This window comes from Pseudomonas bharatica (assembly GCF_048586865.1).
GTDB classification, from domain to species: domain Bacteria; phylum Pseudomonadota; class Gammaproteobacteria; order Pseudomonadales; family Pseudomonadaceae; genus Aquipseudomonas; species Aquipseudomonas bharatica.
Map to the genome: position 1 here is coordinate 58,223 of NZ_JBMAWR010000015.1, position 17,593 is coordinate 75,815.

A 17,593-nucleotide genomic window follows, 5' to 3' on the forward strand; every position below is an offset into this window, starting at 1 on the left:
AAGCCCCGCAATCGCGGGGCTTGTTCGTTTCAGACCTGTCAGGCGATCACGCCGTCACTCCATTGGCCGTTGACCAGTCGACGCAGGCGCAGCGGGTTGGCGTCGCGCAGCGCTTCAGGCAACAGCGATTGCGGGTAGTTCTGGTAGCACACCGGACGCAGGAAGCGGTCGATGGCCAGGCTGCCCACCGAGGTGCCACGGGCATCGGACGTTGCCGGGTACGGCCCGCCATGGACCATGGCGTCGCAGACTTCGACACCGGTCGGGTAACCGTTGACAAGAATCCGGCCGACCTTCTCTTCCAGCAGCGGCACTAGCCAGGCGAAGGCTTCGAAGTCTTCCGGTTCGCCGATCAGGGTGGCGGTCAGTTGGCCACGCAGGCCCAGCAGGGCGCTGCGTAGCTGTTCATCATCGGCGACCTCGACCACCACGGTGGCCGGCCCGAACACCTCCTCCTGCAACAGCGGGTCGGAATCCACCAGCAGACGGGCGTCGGCCTTGAACAACTGGGCCCGCGCCTGGCTGCCTTGCTGCGGCTGACCGGCCAGGTGCTGGATACCGGCATGTGCCTGCAGGTGTTCCAGGCCACCGACATAGCTGCGCAGCCCGCCCGCATTGAGCATGGTCTGCCCGGCCTGCTGGTCCAGATGCTCGCCAAGGTCGCCCAGCAGCTTGCTGAATCCGGACGACTGCAGACCGATGACCAGGCCCGGGTTGGTGCAGAACTGACCACCGCCCAGGGTCACCGAGCCAGCCAGTTCGCGGGCGATCGCTTCACCACGCTTGGCCAGCGCGCCCGGGAGGATGATCACCGGGTTGATGCTGGACATCTCGGCGAACACCGGGATCGGCTGCGCACGCTCCGCTGCCATACGGCACAGGGCATCGCCGCCTTTGAGCGAGCCGGTAAAGCCGACCGCCTGGATTGCCGGGTGCTTGACCAGCCACTCGCCGACGCCGCCACCGAAGACCATGTTGAACACACCCTTGGGCATGCCGGTGCGCTCGGCGGCGCGCTGGATGGCGCAGGCGACCAGGTCGGCCGTGGCCATATGGCCGCTGTGGGCCTTGAATACCACCGGACAACCGGCGGCCAGGGCCGCAGCGGTATCGCCACCGGCGGTGGAGAACGCCAGCGGGAAATTGCTCGCGCCGAACACCGCGACCGGGCCTACACCGATGCGCATCTGGCGGATATCCACGCGTGGCAGCGGCTGACGCTCCGGCAGGGCCAGGTCGATGCGCGCACCAAGGAAGTCACCGCGGCGCAGCACCTGGGCGAACAGGCGCATCTGCCCGCTGGTACGACCGCGCTCGCCCTGGATACGCGCAGCCGGAAGCGCCGTTTCGCGGCAGACGATGGCGACGAAGGCATCGTCCAGCTCATCCAGCTCGGCGGCAATGGCGTCGAGGAATTCGGCGCGGCGCGCCGGTGACAGTTGGCGGAATTCGGCGAAGGCGGCCGCGGCAGCCTGGGCGGCCTGGTCCACTTCGCCCTCGGTGGCCTGGGCGAAGCTGTACGGCAGGGCTTCGCCGGTGGTGGCGTCGAGGCTTTGCAGACGTTGCGCGCCAGCGGCGCTGCGCTGGCCGGCGATGAAGTTGTGGCCGAGGATCTCTGGCATTTCGGGGCTCCTGTGGACAATGGGGAAACGCGGACCCTGTGGGAGCGGGTTCACCCGCGATGACGTCGGTGAGCTCACCACCGCAATCGCGGGTAAACCCGCTCCCACAAGGGAATGCATCAAGTAATGGGTGCCGGATTGAACAGGGTGATGTCGTTGTGCAGCCTGTGCTGTTCGGCCCAGGTCTGCTTGCGGCCGCTGGCGACGTCCAGGTAGTAGTGGAACAGCTCCCAGCCCAGTTCCTCGATGGTGGCGCGGCCCGAGGCGATGCGGCCGGCGTCGATATCGATCAGGTCGGGCCAGCGCTGGGCCAGCTCGGTGCGGGTGCAGACCTTGACCACCGGGGCCATGGCCAGGCCATAGGGCGTGCCGCGCCCGGTGGTGAACACGTGCAGGTTCATGCCGGCGGCCAGCTGCAAGGTGCCGCAAACGAAATCGCTGGCCGGCGTGGCACAGAAGATCAGGCCCTTGCGCTCCACCCGTTCGCCCGGCCCGAGCACGCCCTGGATAGCGCCGCTGCCGGACTTGACGATGGAACCAAGGGATTTCTCGACGATGTTCGACAGCCCGCCCTTCTTGTTGCCCGGCGTGGTGTTGGCGCTACGGTCGGCTTCACCGCTTTGCAGGTAGCGGTCGTACCAGTCCATCTCGCGCACCAAGGCTTCGGCCACCTCCGGCGTTTCGGCGCGGGAGGTGAGCATGTAGATGGCATCGCGCACTTCGGTGACTTCCGAGAACAGCACAGTGGCACCGGCGCGTACCAGCAGGTCGGCGGCATAGCCCAGCGCCGGGTTGGCAGTGATGCCGGAGAAGGCATCGCTGCCGCCGCACTGCATGCCGAGGATCAGCTCGCTGGCCGGCACGGTTTCGCGCTTGCGCTGGTTCAGCTTGATCAGGCGCGCTTCGGCCAAGGCCATGATCTGCTCGATCATTTCCACGAAGCCGAGGCTGGCGTCCTGCAGCCTGTAGAGCCAGGGCTCGCTGAGGTCCACCGATGGATCGTTATCGTGCATGACCTGGCCGGCCTGGAGCTTTTCGCAGCCCAGGCTGATGACCAGCGCTTCACCGCCGAGGTTGGGGTTGCGCGCCAGGTTGCGCACGGTGCGGATCGGGATGTAGGCGTCACGGGCGTTGATCGCCACGCCGCAGCCGTAGCTGTGGGTCAGGGCGACCACGTCGTCGACGTTGGGATACCTGGGCAACAGTTCCTCGCGGATGCGCTTGACCGCGTGATCGAGCACGCCGGTCACGCATTGCACGGTGGTGGTGATGCCGAGGATGTTGCGCGTGCCCACCGTACCGTCGGCGTTGCGGTAGCCCTCGAAGGTGTAGCCGTCCAGCGGCGGCAGGGCCTCCGGTACCGCGTCGCAGCGCGGCAGGCTGTCCAGCTCCGGCGCAGCCGGCATGGCCAGTTGGCTTTCCTTGACCCAGCTGCCCTGGCGCAGGTCTTCCAGGGCGTAGCCGATGATCTGGCCGTAGCGGCGCACCGGCTCGCCCTTGGCGATATTCACCACCGCCACCTTATGGCTCTGCGGCACGCCTTCGACCAGGGTCAGGCCATCGGCGAAGCGGGCGCCTTCGCCCAGGCCGCCATCATTGACCACCACCACGACGTTATCGTCGTCGTGCAGGCGGACATAGCGAGGGGAGTCGGAAGTTTCGATCAACTGCATGGTGGTGCCCTTCTTGTTATTTCACAGGCTTTGTTCATCCGCGACGCCCGGCTACAAGGCCGGGCATCGCGTGGTCTGCTTAGCGGGCGGACTCGGCCAGTTTGCCCGATGACGCCGCTACCGCTTCATCCTTCGGTGCATCGCGCAGTTCGATCCGCTTGATCGGGCCGACGATCACCAGGTAGCTGAATACCGCCACCAGTGCGTTGGCGCCCACGTACACCAGGGCCCACTTGAACGAGCCGGTGGCGCTGATGATGTAGCCGATGATGATCGGCGTGGTGATCGAGGAGATATTGCCGAAGGTGTTGAACATGCCCCCCGACAGACCGGCGATCTGCTTGGGCGATGTGTCCGAGACCACCGCCCAGCCCAGCGCACCGAGGCCTTTGCCGAAGAACGCCAGGGCCATGATCGCGACCACCATCCACTCGGCGTCCACATAGTTGCAGATCACCATCGAGGTCGAGAGCAGCAGGCCAATGACGATCGGCGCCTTGCGCGCGAAGGTCAGGGAATTGCCGCGACGCAGCAGATGATCGGAGATCACCCCGCCGAGCACGCCACCGATGAAGCCGCAGATCGCCGGCAGCGAGGCGATGAAGCCGGCCTTGAGGATCGACATGCCGCGCTCCTGCACCAGGTACACGGGGAACCAGGTGAGGAAGAAGTAGGTGATGGCGTTGATGCAGTACTGGCCGAGGTAAACGCCCATCATCATGCGGCTGGACAGCAACTGCTTGATGTAGCCCCACTTCGGCCCGCTGGCACCGGCCGCCCGGGGCTTGTCCATATCCACCAGGCCACCGTTCTTCTCGATGTGCTCGAGCTCCGGGGCACCGATCATCGGGTGTTCCTTGGGGTTGTACACCAGCTTCAGCCAGATTCCGGAGAAGACGATGCCGATGGCACCCATGACGATGAACACGTGCTCCCAGCCCCAGGCATGGACGATCCAGCCCATCAGCGGAGCGAACAGCACGGTGGCGAAGTATTGCGCGGAGTTGAAGATCGCCGAGGCGGTACCGCGTTCGGCGGTCGGGAACCAGGCCGCGACGATCCGTGCGTTGCCCGGGAAGGACGGCGCTTCGGCGAAGCCGACCAGGAAACGCAGCATGAACAGGGCGATGATCGCGTTGGCTACCGGCATGTAGCCGACGAAGCCTTGCAGCACGGTGAACATCGACCAGGTGAAGATACTTAAGGCATAGACCTTCTTCGAGCCGAAGCGGTCGAGCAGCCAGCCACCGGGAATCTGGCCCAGTACGTAGGCCCAGCCGAACGCCGAGAAGATATAACCGAGGGTGACAGCATCGATGCCGAGGTCCTTCTGCAGGCTCGAGCCGGCAATGGAAATGGTTGCGCGGTCGGCGTAGTTGATCGTGGTCACCAGGAACAGCATGAACAGGATCAGATAGCGAACATGCGTCTTTTTAGTCGCGTGCATCTGAAGGTACTCCCACTAATTATTCTTGTGCGGGCTCTTGAGTTGTAGGCCGGAGCGGGCTTCCCGCTCCGGTGCGCGGCTTTTGGCAGGCCGCGGGGTCACGCTTATTGCGGGCCCATCTTGTCCATCAGGGCTGCCAGCAGCTCGAATTCTTCAGGGGTCAGGTCGGTCAGCGGGGTACGTACCGGGCCTGCGTCGTAACCGGCGATCTTGGCACCGGCCTTGACGATGCTGACGGCGTAGCCGGCCTTGCGGTTGCGCAGTTCCAGGTACGGCAGGAAGAAATCGTCGATCAGCTTGCCAACGGTGGCGTGGTCGTCACGGGCAATGGCGTTGTAGAAGTCCATCGCGGTTTTCGGCACGAAGTTGAACACCGCGGACGAGTAGACCGGCACGCCCAGGGCCTTGTAGGCAGCAGCATAAACCTCGGCGGTCGGCAGGCCACCCAGGTAGCTGAAGCGATCACCCAGGCGGCGACGAATCGACACCATCAGCTCGATGTCACCCAGGCCGTCCTTGTAGCCGACCAGGTTCGGGCAGCGCTCGGCCAGACGTTCCAGTTGCACGGCGTTCAGGCGGCAGACATTGCGGTTGTAGACCACCACGCCGATCTTCACCGATTTGCACACCGCTTCCACATGGGCAGCAACGCCGTCCTGGCTGGCTTCGGTCAGGTAGTGCGGCAGCAGCAGCAGGCCCTTGGCGCCAAGGCGCTCAGCTTCCTGGGCGTATTCGATGGCCTGGCGGGTGGAGCCGCCAACGCCGGCGAGGATCGGCACGGAGCCGGCGCAGGTATCGACGGCGGTCTTGATTACCTGGCTGTATTCGCTGGCAGCCAGGGAGAAGAACTCACCGGTACCGCCGGCGGCGAACAGGGCAGTGGCGCCGTACGGGGCGAGCCATTCCAGACGCTTGATGTAGCCGGCCTGGTGGAAGTCGCCCTGGGCGTTGAAGTCGGTGACAGGGAAAGACAGCAAGCCATGGGAGAGGACGGTGCGCAGTTCTTGTGGGGTCATTGTTGTAGGCATCCTGTGGCGCTTTGGTGGAGAAAAGGAATATCGAAGTGGATGTAGGTTATCGTACAAGTTGTACGATGACTAGCCCCTGAAACAGGCTAAATCCACCAGTCATCCGATCTCAACCGACCACTCATCCCTTTTCCATCCCCGAAAAGGCGGTCCAGCGGGGCGAAAATGCCGGGCAGTACCTTGCACCCAAGCACCAGCACCGGCACGTTATCGTACAACCTCATGAGCATACTAAGCCCCAGCGCGTCGCATGCTCGCCGACTTGAAGGCCCCCGGCGTTTCGCCGTACTGGCGCTGGAACAAGGCGATAAAGGCCGACACCGAGTCATAACCCAGCTCGTTGGCCACCGCCGTGACGCTGCCGCCCTGCTCCAGCATCGGCAGCGCGGCCAGAAGACGCAGGCGCTGGCGCCAGGTCTGGAAGGGCATCTGTGTCTGGGCTTTGAACAGCCGCGCCAGGGTCCGGCGCGAGGCGCCCACCTGCTGCGCCCAGTCCTCGATGCTGCGGTTGTCTTCCGGGCTCATCTGCAAGGCGTCGGTGATCCGCCGCAGGCGCGGATCGCTGGGCAGCGGCAGGCTGAAGGGCGCCTCCGGCAACTCGCGAATCTCGTCCACCAGCACCTGCAACAGCCGCGCCTGCGGGCCTTGTTCCGGATAGTCGTTGCCGAAGCCGCTGGCCTTCTCGATCAGTTCGCGCACCAACGGCGTCACCTGCACCACCGAGCATTCGCGACGGTAGCCGTTGAGCACGGCGTCGCTCAGGTACAGGCTGCGAAAAGCCAGGGCGCGCTCGCTGTAGACGGTGTGGCGCAAGCCGGCGGGAATCCACATGCCGCACTGCGGCGGCAGGAGGAAATTGTACTGTTCGGTCAGCACCTGCATGCTCCCGGCGCCGGCGTAGGTGAACTGCACCCACTCATGGCTGTGCATCTCGATCCGGTAACCCGCCGGGATGTCGAACATGCGCCCGTGCACCGGCCGCTCCAGCTGCTCTGGCACGGGTGGTACGAGGTCTTGTCCCGCTTGCTGCATTGATCCTCCCCTTTGCTCAAGTGAGCCACAGAGACCGATGTTAGCCTGCGTCGGGTCTGGTTGAACAACAGGAGTTTCGTCAATGAGCACGCAGATCGGCCAAGGCCGCCTGAACATTCCCGCCCTCCGCCAGCGCAAGGGTGCCGGCAGGGCAGTTCCCGGGGCTTGAGCACTGCTTCAAGGCGGCGGGTTGAGTACACTGGGCGGGTCCGCGCCTTGCCCTTGAGAAATCCATGTCCGATAGCCGCACCCTCGCCCTCGACGAAATCGACCGCCAGTTGATCGCCGCCTTGCAGATCAACGCCCGCGAAAGCGTCGCCACCCTCGCCCGCCAGCTGGGCATCGCGCGGACCACGGTGACCTCGCGGATTGCGCGCCTGGAGAAGGGCAAGGTCATCAGCGGCTATGGCGTGCGCCTCGGGCAGCGCGTCATCGATGGCGGCTTGCAGGCCTATGTGGGTATCACCGTACAGCCCCGCGCCGGGCGCGAGATCGTGCGGCGGCTGAGTGCCATGGGCCAGGTGCAGCAGCTGTGCGCGGTGAGCGGAGAATTCGATTATGTGGCGTGGCTGAGAAGTGACTCGCCGGAGCAGCTGGATCAGCTGCTGGACCAGATCGGCAGCCTGGAGGGGGTGGAGAAGACCACGACCTCCATCATCCTCAGCAGCAAGGTCGATCGGGGGCAGCCACTTTGAGGCGGACCCTGTGGGAGCGGGTTCACCCGCGATGGCGTCAGTGAGCCCAGCACCGCCATCGCGGGTGAACCCGCTCCCACAGGGTCCGTCATCTTGTCATTGATCATCGTCATATCGCCTCAAAACATCACAAAACGACAACACTCTGCATCTTAATTACGAACACCCACCTCCCTAAAATTGACCACCAGGCATTTCCTATACTCAGGCTCCCCAGCCCCCTGGCAGGTCTCCTCATGAACAAGAACAACCGCCACCCCGCCGATGGCAAGAAGCCCGTTACCATCTTCGGCCCCGACTTTCCCTTCGCCTTCGACGACTGGATCGAGCACCCTGCCGGCCTCGGCAGCATCCCGGCCGAGCGCCATGGCGAGGAGGTGGCGATCGTCGGTGCCGGCATCGCGGGCCTGGTGGCGGCGTATGAATTGATGAAACTCGGCCTCAAGCCCGTCGTCTACGAGGCCTCGAAGATGGGCGGCCGCCTGCGCTCGCAAGCCTTTGCCGGTACCGAGGGCATCGTCGCCGAGCTGGGCGGCATGCGCTTCCCGGTGTCATCGACGGCGTTCTATCACTACGTCGACAAGCTCGGCCTGCAGACCAGGCCGTTCCCCAACCCCCTGACCCCGGCCTCCGGCAGCACGGTGATCGACCTCGAAGGCAAGACCTGGTACGCCGAAAAAGCCGCCGACCTGCCGGCCCTGTTCCAGGAAGTCGCCGACGCCTGGGCCGATGCCCTGGAGGACGGTGCGCGCTTCGGCGATATCCAGCAGGCCATCCGCGACCGCGACGTACCGCGCCTGAAGGAACTGTGGAACACCCTGGTCCCGCTATGGGACGACCGCACCTTCTACGACTTCGTCGCCACCTCGAAAGCCTTCGCCAAACTCAGCTTCCTGCACCGCGAAGTGTTCGGCCAGGTCGGCTTCGGCACCGGCGGCTGGGACTCGGACTTCCCCAACTCGATGCTGGAAATCTTCCGCGTGGTCATGACCAATTGCGACGACCACCAGCACCTGATCGTCGGCGGCGTCGAGCAGGTACCGCTGGGCATCTGGAAACATGTGCCGCAGCGCTGCGCCCATTGGCCGGAAGGCACCAGCCTGGCCTCGCTGCACCGAGGCGCACCGCGCCCCGGGGTCAAGCGCATCGCCCGCAACGAGGACGGCAGCCTGGCGGTTACCGACAACTGGGGTGACACGCGCCATTACGCTGCGGTGCTGACCACCTGCCAGAGCTGGCTGCTGACCACCCAGATCGAATGCGAGGAATCGCTGTTCTCGCAGAAAATGTGGATGGCCCTGGACCGCACCCGCTACATGCAGTCGTCGAAGACCTTCGTGATGGTCGATCGCCCGTTCTGGAAGGACAAGGACCCGGAAACCGGTCGCGACCTGATGAGCATGACCCTCACCGACCGCCTGACCCGCGGCACCTACCTGTTCGACAATGGCGACGATAAACCGGGGGTGATCTGCCTGTCGTACTCGTGGATGAGCGACGCCCTGAAGATGCTCCCGCACCCGGTGGAAAAGCGCGTCAAGCTGGCTCTCGACGCACTGAAGAAGATCTACCCGAAGCTGGATATCGCCGGGCATATCATCGGCGACCCGATCACCGTGTCCTGGGAAGCCGACCCGTACTTCCTCGGCGCCTTCAAGGGCGCCCTTCCCGGCCACTACCGCTATAACCAGCGCATGTACGCCCACTTCATGCAGCAGGACATGCCCGTCGAACAGCGCGGCATCTTCATTGCCGGCGACGATGTATCCTGGACCCCGGCCTGGGTCGAAGGCGCGGTGCAGACCTCCTTGAACGCGGTCTGGGGCATCATGAACCACTTCGGTGGCCGCACCCACCCGGACAACCCCGGCCCGGGCGATGTATTCAACGAGATCGGCCCGATCGCCCTTCCCGACTGACAGGAGATTGCCCATGCGTATCGCCCTCTACCAGGGCTCGCCACAGCCGCTGGACCTTTCCGGCAACCTGGAGCGCCTGGAGCACCAGGCCCAGCTCGCCGCCAGCCAGGGCGCCGAACTGCTGGTGTGCCCGGAAATGTTCGTCAGCGGCTACAACATCGGCAGCGACGCGGTGGCCCGGCTGGCGGAAAAGGCGGAGGGTCCCTCGGCCCGCCGCGTCGCGGACATTGCCCGGGGCAACGCCATCGCCATCGTCTACGGCTACCCGGAACGCGGCGAGGACCAGCGGATCTACAACAGCGTGCAGTTGATCGACGCTGGTGGCAGCCGCCTCGCCAACTACCGCAAGACCCACCTGTTCGGTGAACTCGACCGCAGCATGTTCAGCCCCGGACCCAATCACTTCCCGGTAGTGGAACTGAATGGCTGGAAGGTCGGCATGCTGATCTGCTACGACATCGAATTCCCGGAGAACGCCCGCCGCCTGGCCCGTGACGGCGCCGAGCTGATCCTGGTGCCGACGGCGAACATGGAGCCGTTCGACTTCATCTGCCAGGTTACCGTGCGCAGCCGCGCCCACGAGAACCAGTGCTACCTGGTCTATGCCAACTACTGCGGTGCCGAAGGCGAGATCCAGTACTGCGGCCACAGCAGCATCGTCGGCCCGGACGGCAGCATCCTGGCCATGGCCGGGCGCGACAGCGCCCTGCTCACGGCGGATATCGACCTGCACCGGGTGCATGAAGGCCGTGCCAGCAGCCCCTATCTGCAGGACCTGCGTGCCGAACTGCATAGCGCGCCACGGAATTGATTTATCCGCTAGCATGACGGCTTGCGCGTTTCGGAGCCGTCATGTCCAGCACCCTCCAGCACCTCGTCCTGAGCAACGGCCTGCGGGTCAGGCTATGGCATGCCCCGCACCTCAAGCGCTGCGCAGCGCTGCTGAGGGTCGAAGCCGGCAGTCATGATGCCCCGCCGGCCTATCCCGGCCTGGCGCACTTCCTCGAACATCTGTTGTTCCTCGGCACGGCACGCTTTCCGGTGGAAGACGGGCTGATGCGCTTCGTCCAGAGCCAGGGCGGGCAGCTCAATGCGAGCACCCGGGAGCGCCACACCGAGTTCTTCTTCGAGGTGCCGCCAACGGCGATGTCCGGCGCGCTGGAGCGGCTCTGCGACATGCTCGCGCATCCGCTGCTGACGCTGGAGCGACAAGCAGCCGAACGCGAAGTGATCCATGCCGAGTGGGTCGCCTGGTCGGCCAATGCCGAGGCGCAGCGACAGTACGCATTGCTGCGCAGCGTCTCGGCGCAGCATCCGTTGAGCGGGTTCCATGCCGGCAACCGGGACTCGTTGCCGATCCACGAGGCGGCGTTTCAGCAAGCGCTGGCCGGATTCCATCGGCAGTTCTACCAGGCCGGGCAGATCATCCTGACCTTGAGCGGGCCACAACCGCTGGAAGCGCTGGCGCGGCAGTTCGGCGCACTGTTCGCACCAGGCGAAAAGGTCAGGCAGAGTGCGGCACCGCCACTGCTCGACGGGCCGCTGCAGCCCGGGCAGATCGAAGGCCAGCTGGATGTGCTGCTCGCCCACGAGGATCTGCCCGACAACGCCTCCTTCGATTACCTCACCACCTGGATCACTGACAGCCGTCCGGGCGGGCTGGGGCATGAACTGCGCGAGCGCGGCTGGCTGCAAGACTTCGCCTTTACCGTGCTGTACCGGTTCGCCGGCCAGGCCCTGCTGCACCTCAAGGCCCGGCTCTCGGCAACAGCGGACAGGACAGAGGTGGAACGGCTGATCCGCGACTGGCTGGCCTTCTTCGGCAAGGCCGACCACAGCGCCCTGTTGCTGGAGTACCAACGCCTGCAAGCCTGCCGCTCGCCCGGTGCACTGGAGCTGGCAAGACGCGACGACGGAGTGCCGATCGTGCCGGAATACCCCGGCGAATCCCGGCATCCATGGCAGTTCCCGGAGCCGGAGCCACTGCTGTCGGCGGTCGTGGCGCAAACGCCAGGCACGCCGGTGCCGGCCGGCCTGGCCTACAGTTCGGTGCTTCCGGCCTCCGGCGAATACGCCGCGTTGTACATTCGCTGGCAGGCCGAACACCTGCGCGATGTGCTCAAGCCCTTGAGCGAGCGTGCCAAGCGCATCGGGGTTGAGCTCGACTGGACGCGCAGCGCCAACACCTGGCAACTGCGCTGCTGTGGCGCACCGGCCATGGTGCTTGCCGTGGTCGAGCAGGCACTGAGGACGCTCGAGCATCCGCCGGCCGTCGGTGCGTCTGCCGAGCCGCCGCTGATCCCGCTCCGACAATTGATGCAGCAGCTGCCCCACGTCCTGGCAGGCGCAGGCCAGCCCGGTTGGACTGCGCTGGCAACAGGCTTCGACGCAGCGGCAGGCAATGCCTTGAATCACCTGCTCGGTCGCCTCGCTGGTACGCCGTACAAACCATCCCGTCCACGCCTCCTGCCCAGTCAATGGCAGCAGTGCGGTGAAAGCGGCGGCGAGCAGGCCCTGCTGCTGTTCGTCCCGGTTGCCGACGAAGCCGCAGGCCGCCTGCTCGCCCACCTGATCCAGGGCCCGTTCTACCAGCGCCTGCGCAGCGAATTGCAACTGGGCTATGCAGTGTTCAGCGCCTTCCGTCAGGTTCATGGCTACAGCGGCCTGATGTTCGGCGTGCAATCGCCCGGCGCCAGCCACGCTGAAATACTTGGCCACCTGGGTGATTTCTTCGCCCGTCCCGCCCTGCTGCCAGAGGCCTCGCGCGACAACCTCGCCGCGCAGTTCCACGCAGCGGTCATGCCCAATGCAGATCTGGCCGAATGGCTCTGGCAAGCGCACCTGGCGGGCGGCGACCAGGCTGATCCGCAGGGGCTCGCCGCGCGGATCAGGCAGCTCCGGCAGCCCGATATCGACCGCGCCCGGGCCGATCTTGCCAGCGGCAGGCACTGGCTGATCCTCGCCAACGGCCCCGCCGCGCCAGGATTCTTACCGTCCAGGTAAAAGACCTTTCACCCTTGATTAACCATCCAGTACAAAAAATCTAGTAGGATTGCGCTATCCCGGCGATGTGAACCCTTCATTCCCGGGGATGGACTAAATGAGTAGCTGTCCCTCACCTGACCTATCCGGAAGGAGTAATCCCATGTGGACCAAACCTGCATACACTGACCTGCGTATCGGCTTTGAAGTGACCATGTACTTCGCGAATCGCTAAGCCTTTTTGCGGTACGACGCCTCGGCCAGCCGGGGCGTTTTCATTTTCGGACGCGGCGGGAGCAAGCCATGTACATCCAGATTCTAGGTTCCGCCGCCGGCGGAGGATTCCCGCAGTGGAACTGCAACTGCGCCAACTGCAAGGGTTACCGCGATGGCAGCCTGCGCGCTACGGCCCGCACCCAGTCGTCCATCGCCCTGTCCGATGACGGCGAGCACTGGATCCTGTGCAACGCCTCGCCGGATATCCGTGCCCAACTGCAAGGCTTCGCGCCCATGCAACCGGCCCGGGCCCTGCGCGACACCGGCATCGACGCGATCGTCCTGCTCGATAGCCAGATCGACCACACCACCGGCCTGCTCAGCCTGCGCGAAGGCTGCCCGCACCAGGTCTGGTGCACGGAGATGGTCCACCAGGACCTGACCACCGGCTTTCCGCTGTTCAACATGCTCGAACACTGGAATGGCGGCCTGGTCTGGAACCGCATCGAGCTGGATGCCAGCTTCACCATCGAAGCCTGTCCCAACCTGCGCTTCAGCCCGTTCCCGCTGCGCAGTGCCGCGCCGCCCTATTCCCCGCACCGCTTCGACCCGCATCCCGGCGACAACCTCGGGCTGATGGTCGAAGACCTGCGCACCGGCGGCAAACTCTTCTATGCCCCAGGCCTGGGCAAGGTCGATGCCGGCCTGTTGCAGCGCATGCACGATGCCGACGTGCTGCTGGTGGACGGCACCCTGTGGGATAACGACGAAATGCAGCGCCGCGGCGTCGGCACCCGCACCGGCACGGAGATGGGCCACCTGCCGCAGAACGGCCCCGGCGGCATGCTCGAAGTGCTCGAAGCCTTCCCTGAACAGCGCAAGGTGCTTATCCACATCAACAACACCAACCCGATTCTCGACGAGGACTCGGCCGAGCGCGCCGAGCTGCACCGCCGTGGCGTGGAAGTCGCCTTCGACGGCATGAGCATCACCCTCTAGGAGCCGCCGCCATGAGCCAACCGATGTCCCCCGCCGAATTCGAACAGGCGCTGCGCGCCAAGGGCGCCTACTACCACATCCACCACCCGTATCACGTGGCGATGTACGAGGGCCGTGCGACCCGCGAGCAGATCCAGGGCTGGGTCGCCAACCGTTTCTACTATCAGGTGAACATCCCGCTGAAGGACGCGGCGATCCTCGCCAACTGCCCGGACCGGGAAGTTCGCCGCGAGTGGATCCAGCGCCTGCTCGACCACGACGGTGCTCCCGGCGAGGACGGTGGCATCGAGGCCTGGCTGCGTCTCGGCCAGGCCGTCGGCCTGGATCCGGACCAGTTGCGCAGCCAGGAATTGGTACTCCCCGGCGTACGCTTCGCCGTCGATGCCTACGTCAACTTCGCCCGCCGCGCCAGTTGGCAGGAGGCGGCGAGCAGCTCGCTGACCGAGTTGTTCGCCCCGCAGATCCACCAATCGCGCCTGGACACCTGGCCGCAGCATTACCCGTGGATCGACCCGGCCGGCTACAGCTACTTCCGGACCCGCCTGAGCCAGGCGCGACGCGATGTCGAGCACGGCCTGAGCATCACCCTGCAGCACTACACGACGGTGGAGGGGCAGCAGCGTATGCTGGAAATACTCCAGTTCAAGCTGGACATCCTGTGGAGCATGCTCGACGCCATGAGCATGGCCTACGAACTCGACCGCCCGCCTTACCACAGCGTCACCAGCGAGCGGGTCTGGCACAAGGGGATCGCGCTATGAGCTTCGACCGTCACCTGACCCCGCGCTGGCGTCCCGGCTACCGTTTCCAGTACGAACCGGCGCAGAAGGCCCACGTCCTGCTGTACCCCGAGGGCATGATCAAGCTCAACGAGAGCGCCGCGCTGATCGGCGAGCTGATCGACGGCGAGCGCGACGTGGCAGCGATCATCGCCTTGCTCGACGAGAAATTCCCGGGGGTGCCCGAGCTTCCCGAAGACATCGAGCAATTCATGGAGGTGGCCCGTGCCGAACACTGGATCAACCTTGAGTGAGAGGCCCGAGGTCGGCCTGCCGCTGTGGCTGCTGGCCGAACTGACCTACCGTTGCCCGCTGCAGTGCCCGTATTGCTCCAACCCGCTGGACTTCGCCGAACAGGGCAAGGAGCTGAGCACCGAGCAGTGGTTCAAGGTGATGGCCGAGGCGCGGGAAATGGGCGCCGCCCAGCTGGGCTTTTCCGGTGGCGAGCCGCTGGTGCGCCAGGACCTCGCCGAGCTGATCGGCGAAGGCCGGCGCCTGGGTTACTACACCAACCTGATCACCTCCGGCATCGGCCTCAGCGAAGAGAAGATCGCCACGTTCAAGAAAGCCGGCCTGGATCATATCCAGATCAGCTTCCAGGCCAGCGACGAGCAAGTGAACAACCTGCTCGCCGGCTCGAAGAAGGCTTTCGCGCAGAAGCTGGAAATGGCCAGGGCGGTGAAGGCCCACGGTTATCCGATGGTGCTCAACTTCGTCACCCACCGGCACAACATCGATCGCATCGACCGCATCATCGAGCTGTGCATCGCCCTGGAAGCCGACTTCGTCGAACTCGCCACCTGCCAGTTCTACGGCTGGGCCCACCTGAACCGGCTCGGCTTGCTACCCACCAAGGCCCAGCTGGAGCGTGCCGAGCGCATTACCAACGAGTACCGCGAACGGCTCAAGGCCGAAGGCAACCCGTGCAAGCTCATTTTCGTTACCCCGGACTACTATGAAGAACGGCCCAAGGCCTGCATGAACGGCTGGGGCAGCGTGTTCCTCACGGTCACCCCGGACGGCACCGCCCTGCCCTGCCATGGCGCGCGGCAACTGCCGGTGCAGTTCCCCAACGTGCGCGAGCACAGCATGCAGCACATCTGGTACGACTCCTTCGGCTTCAACCGCTACCGGGGTTACGACTGGATGCCCGAACCCTGCCGCTCCTGCGACGAAAAGGAGCGGGATTTCGGCGGCTGCCGCTGCCAGGCGTTCATGCTCACCGGCGATGCCAGCAAGGCCGATCCGGTATGCTCCAAGTCGGCGGACCACGGCATCATCCTCGCCGCCAGGGAGGAGGCCGAGACCGCCACCCTGACCATCGAGGAGATGACTTTCCGCAATGAGCGCACCTCACGACTTATCGCCCGCGGCTGAGCGCTTCAGCGCCGACCAGGCCGTCGCCGCCGGCACCGATTTCGCCGAACTGAAGGCTGGCCGCGATGGCCTGTTCTGGAACGAGTTCCGTCCTCGTGACGGTGCCTGCCGTATCTGGCAATGGCGCAACGGCCAGGCCCGCTGCCTGACCCCGGACGGGTTCAGCGTACGCAGCCGGGTGTATGAGTACGGCGGACGTTCGTTCTGCCTGGGCGAGAACGAGGTGTTCTTCGTCAACGAGGCGGACCAGCAGCTGTATCGCCAGGTACTGGACGGCGGTCAACCGCTGGCCTTGACCCAGGGCGAGCGACGTTACGGCGACCTGGTCTGGGCCGGCGGGCGAGTGCTGGCCGTCGAGGAAAGCGGCAAGGAGCACCGTCTGGTCGCGATCAGCCAAGGCCGACGCGAGATCCTCGCCGAGGGCGCCGACTTCTATGCCTCGCCAACCCTGAGCGACGACGGCCAGCGCCTGGCCTGGATCGAATGGAGCCGACCGGACCAACCCTGGACCGCGACCCGCCTGTATATCCGCGAAGCTAACGCCGAAGTCCGCTGCGTCGCGGGTGACCAGGGCCCGGCGCAATCCCTGCAGCAGCCGCGTTTCGACCGCGAAGGGCGGCTGTATTGCCTGTCCGATCTCAATGGTTTCTGGCAGCCGTGGGGCGAGACCGCGCAAGGCTGGCAGGCGTTGCCGAGCTGCGATGCCGACCACGCCGCGGCGCCATGGCAACTGGGCGCCAGCACCTGGCTGGCGCTGGACGATGGTTATCTCGCCACCTGGTTCGAGCAGGGTTTCTCCCGCCTCGGCCTGCGCAAGCGCGACGGCGAACTGACCACGATCGACAGCGAATACAGCCGCTTGCGCTGCCTGGACCTAGACGACCACTTCATCTACGCCGTCGCCGCCTCGCCGCTGCATTCGGCGGCAGTGATCGCCATCGACCGCCGCAATCACTCGGTGCAGGTATTGGCCGGCGGCGTGCAGCCCCTGCCGGCCGCGCGCATCAGCAAGCCGCGCGGTTTCAGCTATCCCAGCGGCGACGGCGAGGCCCATGGTTTCTTCTATCCGGCGATGAACGGCAGCAAGCCTGCGCCGCTGGTGGTGTTCGTCCATGGCGGGCCGACTTCGGCCTGTTATCCGGTGCTCGACCCGCGTATCCAGTACTGGACCCAGCGTGGCTTTGCCGTGGCCGACCTCAACTATCGCGGCAGCAGCGGCTATGGCCGGGCCTATCGCCAGGCGCTGCACCTGCGCTGGGGCAAGGTGGATGTCGAGGATGCCTGCGCGGCGGTGCTGTACCTGGCTAGTGAAGGGCTGATCGATCCGTACCAGGCGTTCATTCGTGGCGGCAGTGCCGGCGGCTATACCACGCTCTGCGCCCTGGCCTTCGAGGATGTGTTCCGCGGCGGTGCCAGCCTGTACGGCGTGAGCGACCCGCTGGCACTGGCCAGGGCCACCCACAAGTTCGAAGGCGATTATCTGGACTGGCTGATCGGCGATCCCGAGCGGGATATCGAGCGCTACCGCGAACGCACGCCGCTATTGCATGCGGGCAATATCCGCGTGCCGGTGATCTTCTTCCAGGGCGAACTGGATGCGGTGGTGGTGCCGGAGCAGACACGCGCGATGCTGAAGGCGTTGAAGGACAACGGCATCGAGGCCGAGGGCCATTTCTATCCGACCGAAAGGCATGGCTTCAGGACGGCGGCGAACCTGGCGCATGCGCTGGAAGAGGAATGGAAGTTCTACAGCAGGATCCTCGAAAGCTGACCCTGTGGGAGCGGGTTCACCCGCGATTGCGGTAGTGAAATCACCGACGTAAT

The 17,593-nt window shown here is 65.2% G+C and carries 15 protein-coding genes; 10 read left to right on the plus strand and 5 right to left on the minus strand.

The genetic code is table 11. The features are described from left to right. Window positions 1-38: 38 nt before the first annotated feature. The 5 genes from ACKLLE_RS17445 to ACKLLE_RS17465 all read right to left on the minus strand — a co-directional run bounded on the left by ACKLLE_RS17445 (window position 39) and on the right by ACKLLE_RS17465 (window position 6,802). On the minus strand, window positions 39-1,622 hold the full coding sequence (locus ACKLLE_RS17445) for an aldehyde dehydrogenase (NADP(+)) (protein WP_420058627.1): 1,584 nt from the start codon (window positions 1,620-1,622) through the stop codon (window positions 39-41). A gap of 119 nt (window positions 1,623-1,741) precedes the next feature. Continuing rightward, window positions 1,742-3,295 carry a galactarate dehydratase gene (gene garD, locus ACKLLE_RS17450; RefSeq protein ID WP_009404225.1) on the minus strand — a complete coding sequence of 518 codons (1,554 nt, stop codon included), beginning with the start codon at window positions 3,293-3,295 and terminating at the stop codon, window positions 1,742-1,744. A gap of 79 nt (window positions 3,296-3,374) precedes the next feature. Next, on the minus strand, window positions 3,375-4,742 hold the full coding sequence (locus ACKLLE_RS17455) for an MFS transporter (RefSeq protein ID WP_009404224.1): 1,368 nt from the start codon (window positions 4,740-4,742) through the stop codon (window positions 3,375-3,377). A gap of 104 nt (window positions 4,743-4,846) precedes the next feature. Then, complete coding sequence (gene kdgD / locus ACKLLE_RS17460; protein WP_009404223.1) at window positions 4,847-5,758, minus strand: 5-dehydro-4-deoxyglucarate dehydratase; 912 nt, start codon at window positions 5,756-5,758, stop codon at window positions 4,847-4,849. 243 nt (window positions 5,759-6,001) lie between these two features. Beyond that, entirely contained in the window at window positions 6,002-6,802 is an 801-nt protein-coding gene (locus ACKLLE_RS17465) for an AraC family transcriptional regulator (RefSeq protein WP_420058628.1), read from the minus strand. Window positions 6,803-7,035: 233 nt separating this feature from the next. On the opposite strand from ACKLLE_RS17465, the gene ACKLLE_RS17470 reads away from it, so the two are divergent. From ACKLLE_RS17470 to ACKLLE_RS17515, 10 genes are all read left to right on the plus strand, one after another. Continuing rightward, window positions 7,036-7,497 carry an Lrp/AsnC family transcriptional regulator gene (locus ACKLLE_RS17470; RefSeq protein WP_064302998.1) on the plus strand — a complete coding sequence of 154 codons (462 nt, stop codon included), beginning with the start codon at window positions 7,036-7,038 and terminating at the stop codon, window positions 7,495-7,497. Between the two features lie 236 nt (window positions 7,498-7,733). Then, window positions 7,734-9,416 (plus strand): flavin monoamine oxidase family protein, encoded by a 1,683-nt coding sequence (locus tag ACKLLE_RS17475; RefSeq protein WP_064302999.1) that lies wholly within the window; start codon window positions 7,734-7,736, stop codon window positions 9,414-9,416. Window positions 9,417-9,429: 13 nt separating this feature from the next. Then, a complete protein-coding gene (locus tag ACKLLE_RS17480) occupies window positions 9,430-10,227 on the plus strand; it encodes a carbon-nitrogen hydrolase family protein (RefSeq protein WP_420058629.1) in 798 nt (265 codons plus the stop codon). Between the two features lie 41 nt (window positions 10,228-10,268). Continuing rightward, complete coding sequence (pqqF, locus tag ACKLLE_RS17485; protein ID WP_420058630.1) at window positions 10,269-12,419, plus strand: pyrroloquinoline quinone biosynthesis protein PqqF; 2,151 nt, start codon at window positions 10,269-10,271, stop codon at window positions 12,417-12,419. 142 nt (window positions 12,420-12,561) lie between these two features. Further along, window positions 12,562-12,633 (plus strand): pyrroloquinoline quinone precursor peptide PqqA, encoded by a 72-nt coding sequence (gene pqqA, locus ACKLLE_RS17490; RefSeq protein WP_003243383.1) that lies wholly within the window; start codon window positions 12,562-12,564, stop codon window positions 12,631-12,633. Window positions 12,634-12,701: 68 nt separating this feature from the next. Beyond that, window positions 12,702-13,613, plus strand: a complete 912-nt coding sequence (pqqB, locus tag ACKLLE_RS17495; RefSeq protein ID WP_009404212.1) for a pyrroloquinoline quinone biosynthesis protein PqqB — start codon at window positions 12,702-12,704, stop codon at window positions 13,611-13,613. Window positions 13,614-13,624: 11 nt separating this feature from the next. After that, on the plus strand, window positions 13,625-14,374 hold the full coding sequence (pqqC, locus tag ACKLLE_RS17500) for a pyrroloquinoline-quinone synthase PqqC (protein WP_009404211.1): 750 nt from the start codon (window positions 13,625-13,627) through the stop codon (window positions 14,372-14,374). Continuing rightward, window positions 14,371-14,646 carry a pyrroloquinoline quinone biosynthesis peptide chaperone PqqD gene (gene pqqD / locus ACKLLE_RS17505; RefSeq protein ID WP_009404210.1) on the plus strand — a complete coding sequence of 92 codons (276 nt, stop codon included), beginning with the start codon at window positions 14,371-14,373 and terminating at the stop codon, window positions 14,644-14,646. The genes pqqC and pqqD overlap by 4 nt, the downstream gene beginning before the upstream one ends. Further along, window positions 14,618-15,769: a pyrroloquinoline quinone biosynthesis protein PqqE gene (gene pqqE, locus ACKLLE_RS17510; protein ID WP_064303002.1), complete on the plus strand. Its 1,152-nt coding sequence runs from the start codon at window positions 14,618-14,620 to the stop codon at window positions 15,767-15,769. The genes pqqD and pqqE overlap by 29 nt, the downstream gene beginning before the upstream one ends. Continuing rightward, a complete protein-coding gene (locus ACKLLE_RS17515; protein WP_420058631.1) occupies window positions 15,735-17,540 on the plus strand; it encodes a S9 family peptidase in 1,806 nt (601 codons plus the stop codon). Before pqqE ends, ACKLLE_RS17515 begins: the two co-directional genes overlap by 35 nt. Window positions 17,541-17,593 lie beyond the last annotated feature (53 nt).